The following is a 10,533-nucleotide window of genomic DNA, read 5'->3' as shown; positions in this document are numbered from 1 at the left end:
GTCTCTGGAATAGATCCAGAGACTTTTTGGCATGAGCCAATTTCGTCTGTTGAGCGTATTTACGCAGGGATTACAGCGTTTGAAGCATGGCGTAACAATCCCAAGTAAAGGTAGGTGAGATAATGGCAAGAAATAATTCGGAAGTTGAAGTTATATTTAAAGCGCAAAATAAAGATTTTAATGATGCTATGAAGGGCATGAATCAGGAAACGAAAAAACTTCGTCAAGAAATGAAATTGCAAGAAGAGCAGATGAAATTAAATGCTACTGATTCAGAAAAACTACAAGCAAAGCTTCAAAACCTTTCCCAACAGTATGCAGTTGCACAAAGGGCTACGCAAGCAACAGCGGAACATTTACAACGTGCTAAAGAATTGTACGGAGAAAATTCTACTGTTGTAGCAAAGCTAGAATCAAAATTAAGAAGTCAGCAAATAACGGAACAACAGTTAGCGAATAGTATTAAACAAACTTCTGAAAGTTTAAAACAGGCGAGAGATGCTGAACAGGAAAGAACAAGCGAAACAGCTAAGGCAGCTCAAAAACTGAAAGAGCTAAAAGGACAGGAAGAGCAGTTGCAATCTTCTCTTTCTAAGTTGAATGCTCAATACGAGTTACAAAAAGCGACGCTTGGTGAGAATGCTTCAGAAATAGAGAAGTTACGTTTAAAAATAGATAATCTTGGAGAGCAACATACTGTTGCAGCTAGTAAAGTACAAAACTATCAGAAACAGTTAGATCAAGCCAAACAGCAGTATGGTGAAAATGCTAGTGAAATCCAAAGATATGAAACGCAGCTTATACAAGCTCGGACAGCAGAACAGCAGTTGCAGAATCAATTAAGTGCGACAAATAGAAGTTTGCAGGAACAAGAAAACGCAACGAAACAATTAAAGACATTCTTTGATGCGACTGAAACGAGTGTAGATCATTTTGCAAATGCATTAGGAAATAACCTTACAAACGCAATACGAAACGGTACAGCGACAGCTAGGCAGTTAGAACAAGCAATTCAAATCATCGGTCGTGAAGCATTAGGTTCAGAAGCAGATATTGAGAAATTACAGCGATCTCTTCGTTCTATAGATGATGGGAACTCATTACAACAAGTTCGAAATGATTTGAGAGACCTTTCACGAGAAGCAGAGAGAGCGTCGCACAGTTTCAAAGAATTAGATATAGGCTTAGAAAATATTCTAGGTGGATTAATGGCTGGCGGTGGTATTTCAGGAGCCATTGAGCAAGCGCTTGATACCTCTAAGTTAAAAACAAAAATTGACGTCTCTTTTGAAGTTCCGGCATCCTCTAAAAAATCAGTAGAAGAAGCGGTTCGCGGTTTAGAAGCTTATGGTGTTGATGTGGAAGAAGCACTGGAGGGTACACGTAGACAATGGGCATTAAATCAAACTGTAAGCGATAAGGCTAATGCTTCCATTGTAAAAGGAGCAGGAGCCATTGCAAGTGCTTATGCAGGAATAGATTTTACTGAGTTAATTCAAGAAGCGAATGAAATTGGTAATGAATTAGGGATAACTAGTGATACGGCCTTAGGGTTAACGAATCGGCTGTTAAAAATCGGATTTCCTCCTGAGCAATTGGACATTATCGCTGAATATGGCGGGCAGCTAACACGAGCAGGTTACAATGCTGAAGAAGTACAAGCGATTATGGAGGCTGGTGTTGATACAGGTACCTGGAATTAGATTATAGTTCCCTTGTATGGCGACATACAATGAAAAACTCCTTTAATTCAGTGGAACTCTCAAATGAGACAATACTGAGCGAAGCCTTTTAATTAAGGAACGTGCAACGACTAGTCGAGAGACGTAGGGTGTAAGCAAATGACACTCGAAACGGGGAGCAACTCAAGTAGTTGAAGATATAGTCTAATCTATACGGTGACGTATAGCAGTTCATAAGAACGGGCGTGACGTTGCGAATCACGTTGAATACAAATGATTGATAATCTCTTAGATGGACTGAAAGAAGGGCGTATTAAAGCGGCTGAATTTGGTCAAGGTGTCGACAAGTCTATGAAAGAAGCTCTTGAAGGCACTAAAATTTCGGCTGATCAGTTAGAAAAGTGGGGGCAATCTGTCGCTAAAGGCGGTAAAGAAGGTTCGGCAGCTATGACAGAGATTGCGAAAGCGCTAGTTAGTATTGAAGATGAAACAAAGCGAAATGAGATTGGTGTTAAGCTTTTCGGAACGATGTATGAAGATCAAGGCCAGAATATAACCAATACACTTATTGGTGCTCAAGATAAAGTTATAGATTTGAACAAGAATCAAGAACAGCTAAATGAAATGATTAAGAAAATGGATGCCAGCCCAGCTGTAAAGTTTCAAAAAGCTATGAACGACTTGAAAATGGCACTTGAACCTGTTTTGGGAGTCATTGCTGATGTAATTAGTGCTTTTGCGGGCTTTGTTTCAGAACATCCAGCATTAGCAGCAGCTATTACAACAATTGTAACAGCGCTTGGAATACTTGTTGGAGCATGCATGGCTTTAGCCCCAGTGTTTGTCACCTTATCCAGTATAGCTGGTATATTTGGCGTAAGTATGGGGGCTGTTGCTGGTCCAGTTGCATTGGTAGTTGGGGGAGTAATAGCCGCATCCGCAGCTATTACCGGATTGGTTATTTGGATGCGGAATTTGTGGCAGACCAATGAAGGATTCAAAAATAGCATAAATGGTGTAATTGAAAGTGTTCAAAACTTTGGGCACGCATTATCTTCACTAGGTAAATATCTATTTTATACGGCTGTTGATGGAGATTATTTAAATGATTGGATTACTCATTTACCAAAAGGATTTCAAAATGCGGCTGAAATAATAGGATTGGCAGTCAGTAAGATACGCGAAGCGTGCCTTCATCTTTTTGATGCAGTAAAAGCTGTTTTTTCGGGAGATTTTAGCCAGTTAGGTGAAATTTTTAAGACCATTGGCCCTACTATAGCGGGAGCGATTATTGGTGGGCTTCCTGGTGTTCTCATCTCTGTATCTCGTTATTTGCCAGCGATTGCAGAGTATTTGAATGCAAACTCAGGAATTATCCTTGAAACTATTACGAATATCTTTACTAATATAGCCAATTTCGTAACAACAGCATTACCGCAATTTCTTGAAGCCGGATCACAAATGATTTCAAGCCTTGTGAATGGTTTGGTTGTAGCGGCTCCAATTGTGCTTGAAGCCATTGTTGGGATTATAAATACAATTTCGCAGATGATTGCTACCTATCTCCCTATGATTATACAAACGGGAATACAAATTATTCAAACTTTAATTTCTGGGATTGTACAAGTCTTACCTACTCTGATAGAAACAGGACTTCAATTGATTCTAACTTTAATAAATGGAATTATGCAGATGCTTCCACAGTTAATCCAAATAGCTGTAACGATTATTCAAACTATTATTAATGGAATTATGTCATTTTTACCCCAGCTAATTGAAATGGGAATAAATTTATTAGTTTCATTAATCACAGGAATCACACAAGCTTTACCTATGATTGCTTTAGCAATTATTACAGTCATTACAACTTTAATTGAAGCCATTACAGCGAATTTACCTATGATAATTGAAGCTGGTGTTAAGGTTTTAACTAGCTTGATAGACGGAATCATTAAAATGCTACCGCAACTTATTGATTTAGCGATAAATCTTATCACCAAAGTGGCGGATACTTTATTAACAAACTTACCTAAAATAATTGAATCCGGTGTAAAGATTTTAATGGCCATTATTGATGGTATCGTACAAGTGTTACCACAGCTTATTAATGCAGCATTAGATTTAATTGTCAAAATAGCATCCACATTAATTGCAAACTTGCCGAAGATACTGGAAGCTGGAGTGAAAATTTTACTTATGTTGATTGCTGGGATCGTAAAGGTGATACCGGAATTAATTGCAGCAGCATTAAAGCTAATTGTTACTTTAGCAGGAGAGTTAATTAAGAATCTACCTAAAATCCTTGAAGCTGGTGTTCAACTGATCTGGGCTTTAATAAAAGGTATTGTGAGTATGGTTGGAAAATTAGGTTCTACAATCGTGACAGATATTGTACCGAAGATTGTTGATACATTAAAGAAGATTGATTTATTCAAGATAGGTAAAGATATCATAAGTGGATTGATAGATGGTCTAGGTAGCATGGCTGGTAAAGTGTTAAATAAGGTGAAATCTATTGGTAACGATATTCTTGACGGTTTTACTTCCTTCTTCGACATCCATAGTCCATCTCGAAAAATGAGGGATCAGGTTGGTAAACAAGTTGGTGCCGGGCTTGCTGTTGGTATGGAACAATCAATGTCAACAGTTCTTGCGGCAGCTAAAAACTTAGCAAATTCAGTGTATACGGTATTAGAAACTACGTTAAATACTTTCAATAGCTCCACTTTAAACGACATGAATAATAATAATCCTCTTCGGAGTTATTTTGAGGCAATATTGGAAGATGGTGACTATCTTAATGATTGGATTACCCATTTACCCGTAGACATGAGGGATGCACTTAAACAAGTTGGTAAAGAGCTTGAAGGTTATGATGTTAATAGTGGTATGAGCGAAAATAATCCTGTTGCTCGTTATATTCGTAGTGTATTAGAGAGTGGAGATCCTTTTCAAAAGATATTAGAAGAGGAATTTGTAGAGTCTGGAAAGTGGTTGGAGATAGGTAAGAAAGTAGCTGGTTTCAGAGAGCAGATTTTTAAAGATTTTTATAATGCTCCAAACCAAAAGTCAACCAAAGGTAATGTGTTACAATCCGCACTTAATAACATTTCAAATATGGTTGATGATACTTTTAAAAAGTTAAATTTATATGGAATAAATAAACAAGATAACATTGCTTCTAATCTGTCTACGCTAGCGACAAGAGCAGTCCAACCGATTGTTCAACAAATTGACAGTGGTCCTGTAGAAATTAATTTTTATAACACAATTAATAATGAACGTGATGTGGATCGTATGTTTGAAAAAGCAAATGATTGGTTTGCTGAGCGTGGTCGTAATGTAAAAATAGGAATAGGGAGGACTTAAATTGCTAGACATAGGTATCGATAATCAGTTAGCAAGTGACTATGGAATATGTATGGTAGAACGCCCTATTATTCCTACAGCAGAACAGGAAGTAGAACATATTGAAGTGCCGGGTAGACATGGTTCACTTACAAAAAAAGGGGCGTTTAAAAACGTCCCTTTAAAAATAAAGTTCAATATGCTTGAAGAAGAGAATATTAAGCCACTAGTTCGGCGCATGAAGGCTTGGTTGATGAATGGCAAGACACTATATTTTACAGATGATGATGTGTATCGAAAAATTAAACATGTTGTAATAGGTGATATTGCAAATGAAATTGAAGAACACGGTGAGTTTGAAGTCGACTTTACGCTTGATCCTTTTGAGTATACAGAAGATGTAAACATAATGTTGAGTACTCCTGGATCTATTTATAATCCGGGTACAATGGAATCGGCTCCAATGTTGTTCGTTGCAGGTAATGGTACATTTCGAATTTCCATTAATGATGTTTCTTTTCAGATTAAAGATGTAAATGGTTCTGTTGTAGTAGATTCAGAATTATTAGAGGCATACAGTGGTACAGTGCCAATGAATGATAAAATGATTGGTGATTTTCCAGAATTTCAAATAGGAGTAAATAAAATAGAGTGGTCAGGGGCTATTCAATTTATTTCAATTCAGCCAAGATGGAGATATAAATAATGATTACTTTATATAAACCAAATGAAACAGATTTTACGCATAATGGAATTGGTGTTTTAGATAAACATATTTATAGTGCAACTGTTGAGGAGGAACTCAACGGTTTATTTGTTTTTAATTTTAATTATCCTTTATTTGCTCCATATGGAACGAAAATTGACGGGATGAGCATCATAAAAGTTCCTACTCCTGATGGGGATCAGTTATTTCGCGTGGTAACTCCTAAAGTGAGTATGGGAGAAATCAAAGCGGTTTGTTACCATATTTTTTATGATTTAACAGAAAATTTGATTGAAGATATATTTATTCAGCCCACAAATGGTAGTGCAGCTATGGCTAGGTTGTCATCAGGGTGTCAATATAAGCATCCTTTTACTTTTTATTCAGATATAACCAATATATCCACCGCGCGTATTGTTCGAAAGAATCCAGTTGAAGCAATGTTGGATACGAGCCAAGATAATTCATTCGTAAATCGATGGGGTGGTGAATTAAAAAGGGATAACTTTGATGTGAAGATGTTGAAAAACCGAGGAGCTAACCGTGGGGTAGTTATCAGGCATAAAAAAGATTTGTTAGGTTATGAAGGAAGTGTGGACTGGAAAAGCCCTACTACCAGAATTATGCCACAAGGGTTTGACGGATTGTTATTACCAGAAAAATATGTAGATAGTCCACTGATTCATAAGTATCCACATCCGAGAATACGAGTTATTGAATTTAATCATATAAAAGCAGCTATTGGTAAAAATGCAAATGATGAAGACGCATTACCTGTAGAAGAAGCGTATAACAGGTTACGTCAAGCCGCTAAAGCTATGTTTGATATTCAGATGGTCGATCAACCAAAAGCGACATATAAGGTTGAATTTCAAGAGTTGTCTCAAACAGAGGAGTATAAAGAATATAAAATTTTGCAGCGTGTCTGGATGGGCGATATTGTTACAGTTAAACATGAGGAAGATGGTATTGATATTCAAGCAAAAGTTATTGCGTATAAATATGATCCGATTAAAAAGGAATATATCAATGTAACCATTGGAAACTTTAAAGAATCTTTTACAGATATGGCTGGTAAGGTAGATCAAATCCAACAAGATTTATCCAATATGCCAGGATCTTTACTGGATGCAGCGAAAGAAAATGCCACAAAATTAATCAATTCGGGATTTGGTGGAAATGTACGTGTATATCCAGACCGAATTTTAATTATGGATACCAAAAATGAAATGACAGCTTCAAAAGTGTGGCAGTGGAACATAAACGGATTAGGGTATTCATCAAACGGGGTAAATGGTCCGTATGAAATAGCAATGACAAAAGATGGGCGTATTGTTGCGGATTTTATTACCACTGGAGTATTGAATGGAAATTTGATTCGAGGCGGAGAAATAACAGGAACTACTCTTAGAACTGCCAATGATTCTAACTATGTCTCTATTTCCAAACAGTTTATTAGGTTAATGGAATCGTATATCACTCGGATTTTCATGGGCTATTATATAAATCAAAGTAATATCATGCAACCCACTATTGTATTAGGTGGCAACAATGATATAACAGCAACGCAGGGTGCAGTGTTAATTTACCAACTCGAAGGTTCTCCCAAGTCAGGAGGAATCGGAATATCAAATGGATACCTAAATGGTGATCCAAACAGAGTCTATTTTTCAGCGGCCCTTGCGTTTAATCAAAATGGACATGCAGAATTAAGAGCGGATCAAAGCCTAGAACTAGAGTCAAAAGCATCCTATGCTTCTTTGAGAAGCCAAAATAATCTTTTTCTGGAAAGCAGAACAGGTGGTGCTTATTTCACTGCAAAAGAAGGGTTTAATTTCCGCCAAAATGGAGATCGAGTTGTTGATTTGAAGTTGACACCTGGTGGAGATAGTGACATCGTATTTCAGAACATCTTATTACGGAACAACAGAAATTATGAAAATACCTATGTGCAAGTGAAAAGTGCTGGGGGAACTTATTTCAACGGTGTTTTAGCAGCAGATTTTAAAGTATCTTCTAAAAAGAAATATAAAACAAATATACGTGATATTAAATTTGATGCGTTAGAGAAGGTAATGGGCTGGGAAATTAAACAGTACAACCTTAAGACAGAAGTAGCCGAGTTGTATGATATGCGTATGAAACGTAAAGAAGGAGATCCAATCCTTACAACAAATGATATTACAACTCATTATGGAGTTGTGCTTCCGGATGAATCAAAAGAAAATGGTGTTGGCTTATATGGGATGATTGCGCAGACTGTTAAAGCATTTCAGGAGTATGTAGCCAAAACAGATGCTAGAATCGAAGAATTAGAGCCAATAAAGCCTAAAGGAAATATAAAACACAGGAACAAAGTAAAACGTCAAAGAAGACCGCCTAGACGCGTGAAAAGGAATAGTTAGAGAGAGGTGTAGTCATGCGAAATGAGGAAATTATTATAGATTTAGCAGATCCTGTGTTTACCAAAACAATTCGTTCGAGACAAAATGATAAAAACGGCTTGAAAATTACAGTATACGTAAGAGAAAAGGGGCAAATTGTTGATTTAACAGGGTATGCAGTGAAGTACGAAGCGATTAATCAAGTCGGACTGTTTGTTCGAGATGATGCTCAAATAGTTGATGCAAAGAATGGCGTATTTTCATACACATTGTCCTCGCAAGCTGTTTCCATATCGGATGATTGGACAGCTTATTTTGTGATGGAAAAAAGTACAGAACGAATGAGTACACCAGACATTCGTATTACATTAAGGCGAGATGTGAAAGAAGGTAATATCAAAATAGAAAACTATATTTCTGAGTTTGATAAGGCTCTTGAAATGATTAAAGGGTATCAAAAGCAAATTGATGAAGCAAATAAACGCGTAAATGAATTAACAGCAGCGGTTACAGGACAGAAGTATCAGTTATGGAAGGTTACGGATGATGATGGAACTTCTATTGATTTAGCTGCTAATACGGACTTGAATACCATTTTAAAAACTGGAACTTATGTTGGAAGTCAACTTAAAAATACACCTAACGCCTCCATCTATACGTTTTTTGTTGCTGTAGAATCCGCCACAAATGCAGCTCTTGTTCAAAAAGCTACTCTGTTAGGAAATTGGAATGATACATACATTCGAATTAATAACGGTGGTAAGTGGTCTGAGTGGTCTCGTATGGTATTAGAGAAAGAGGTTGTACCTAAAACAGGTGGGGCGTATACGGGAACAACTCATTTTAATACTGATAATGCTATTGTCATTGGAAGTCGTTCATTCAAAACAGTTCTCCATAAAGGCGCACAAGGACAACTTGTTATTGCCCCTTCAACTAAAGAACAAGAAGAATCGTGGGATTGGACAAAGCGAGTTGAAATTCGAACCGATGGAACCATTAGACAAGCAACCGATACAGATTGGATTAACCTTCCTACAACTGGTGTAGAGACCATTGCTGATAGGATAATGAAGTACAAGAGAAGTGGGGAACAAATATCTGTTATTGGATCAGTTAAATATCTAGCAAATACAACAATATTTGCAACCCTTCCGGCTGGATTTCGCCCTGTACAAAATATTGCTTTCCCAGCACTTGCATATGGCAATGGACCAACAGTTTGTGAAGTTACAGTTAAAAGTGATGGTGGAATTTTCTTAAATGGTGTTCAAAATGGAAATGTCATTCATATTGCGATGAGCTTTTTAATTTAGATATTACAGATTAAGCGTGCATAAGCAGGCTTTTTTATTTTGTATAAAATAGGGCTTTGATTCAATTCATCAATCAAGAGGAGTGATTTCACTTCTCTTTTTATTTTGAGGAGATGATCAGTGTGAAACGAATAGTAGACCAAGTAATTTATGAAAAGCATGTTAGCCAGGAAAATAAAAACCTAGTCAAAGATTTTCTCATTGAAAAGAAATCGCAAGGGAAAGCGGCAAGCACTTTACAGCAATACAGTTGGGATTTACGGATTATTTTGTTTCTGATACATGAACACTTCGAAAATAAAAAGCTTATTGATTTAACACGTAAAGATATTCGGAATTTATCTATTATCTTTCAAGAGATGGGAATGTCAAACGCACGTGTGAATGGATTGATGAGTGCATTACGTTCAGCTCTTGAGTTTTGTGCTGACGATGATGATTATAATTACGAGTTCAACGTAGGCTCAAGGGTGCGTGGTTTACCTAAGAATCCAATTCGCGATATCACATTTATAACTGAGGACCATATTAATTGGTTAATCGATGAATTACTTGAGCAAGAGAAATATATGTTGGCTACGTATTTAGCTCTTTCTTATTACAGTGCAGCCAGAAAGAATGAGGTTTACCAGGTTCAAAAAGAAGGATTAACAGAACATTATTATACAAATGTGGTACGAGGGAAACGTGGTAAGAAGTTTAGATTATATTACAATCACCGGGTGCAGAAATGCATCCGTTTATATATAAATCAGCGAGGTAAGGATACTATTCCAGATTTGTTTGTACGTGTTTATAAGAATGGTAAGAGAAAAAGATTGAACAAGAGTGTATTTAATTATTGGTGCGACATATTTGCTAAGATGCTGAAAGAAAAGGAAGGGAAGGAATTTAAAATGAATCCTCACTGTTTCCGTCATAGTAGATTAGATAATTTAAAAGTTCAAGGAGTACCGCTTGAGAAATTAAAATCACTCGCTAATCATTCTGATATTTCCACAACTGAATCTTATTTGAAAGATAGAAGTGAGGAAGATATTGCAGAAATATTTGGAATGGACCCAAGTTATTTTGCAGCTTAAAAAGGAGAGGAAAAG

General features: G+C 36.7%; 6 protein-coding genes. All 6 read left to right on the top strand.

Annotated features, from left to right (window positions below; genetic code table 11):
• Nucleotides 1-122: 122 nt before the first annotated feature.
• Complete coding sequence (locus QCI79_RS28030) at nt 123-1,703, top strand: coiled-coil domain-containing protein (protein WP_021727576.1); 1,581 nt, start codon at nt 123-125, stop codon at nt 1,701-1,703.
• Nucleotides 1,704-2,210: 507 nt separating this feature from the next.
• Nucleotides 2,211-5,051 carry a hypothetical protein gene (locus QCI79_RS28025; RefSeq protein ID WP_228220127.1) on the top strand — a complete coding sequence of 947 codons (2,841 nt, stop codon included), beginning with the start codon at nt 2,211-2,213 and terminating at the stop codon, nt 5,049-5,051.
• Nucleotide 5,052: 1 nt separating this feature from the next.
• Nucleotides 5,053-5,736, top strand: coding sequence for a phage tail domain-containing protein (locus tag QCI79_RS28020; protein ID WP_023901438.1), 684 nt, complete (start codon nt 5,053-5,055; stop codon nt 5,734-5,736).
• Nucleotides 5,736-8,141 (top strand): phage tail spike protein, encoded by a 2,406-nt coding sequence (locus QCI79_RS28015; RefSeq protein WP_021728194.1) that lies wholly within the window; start codon nt 5,736-5,738, stop codon nt 8,139-8,141. Before QCI79_RS28020 ends, QCI79_RS28015 begins: the two co-directional genes overlap by 1 nt.
• A 14-nt stretch (nt 8,142-8,155) precedes the next feature.
• Nucleotides 8,156-9,436: a BppU family phage baseplate upper protein gene (locus tag QCI79_RS28010; protein WP_021728193.1), complete on the top strand. Its 1,281-nt coding sequence runs from the start codon at nt 8,156-8,158 to the stop codon at nt 9,434-9,436.
• Nucleotides 9,437-9,558: 122 nt separating this feature from the next.
• Nucleotides 9,559-10,518 carry a tyrosine-type recombinase/integrase gene (locus QCI79_RS28005; protein WP_048549371.1) on the top strand — a complete coding sequence of 320 codons (960 nt, stop codon included), beginning with the start codon at nt 9,559-9,561 and terminating at the stop codon, nt 10,516-10,518.
• Nucleotides 10,519-10,533 lie beyond the last annotated feature (15 nt).

Origin of the sequence: Bacillus cereus group sp. MG1 (assembly GCF_040460035.1) — a bacterium.
Taxonomy (GTDB): Bacteria; Bacillota; Bacilli; order Bacillales; family Bacillaceae_G; genus Bacillus_A; species Bacillus_A cereus.
The sequence above is the reverse complement of the archived record's forward strand: the minus strand, read 5'-3'. Positions and strand labels throughout refer to the sequence as shown.

Excerpts from the sequence above, each read along its gene's own strand:
- QCI79_RS28010 (WP_021728193.1), top strand. The coding sequence starts at position 8,156 with ATGCGAAATGAGGAAATTATTATAGATTTAGCAGATCCTGTGTTTACC.
- QCI79_RS28015 (WP_021728194.1), top strand. The coding sequence starts at position 5,736 with ATGATTACTTTATATAAACCAAATGAAACAGATTTTACGCATAATGGA.
- QCI79_RS28030 (WP_021727576.1), top strand. The coding sequence starts at position 123 with ATGGCAAGAAATAATTCGGAAGTTGAAGTTATATTTAAAGCGCAAAAT.
- QCI79_RS28025 (WP_228220127.1), top strand. The coding sequence starts at position 2,211 with ATGTATGAAGATCAAGGCCAGAATATAACCAATACACTTATTGGTGCT.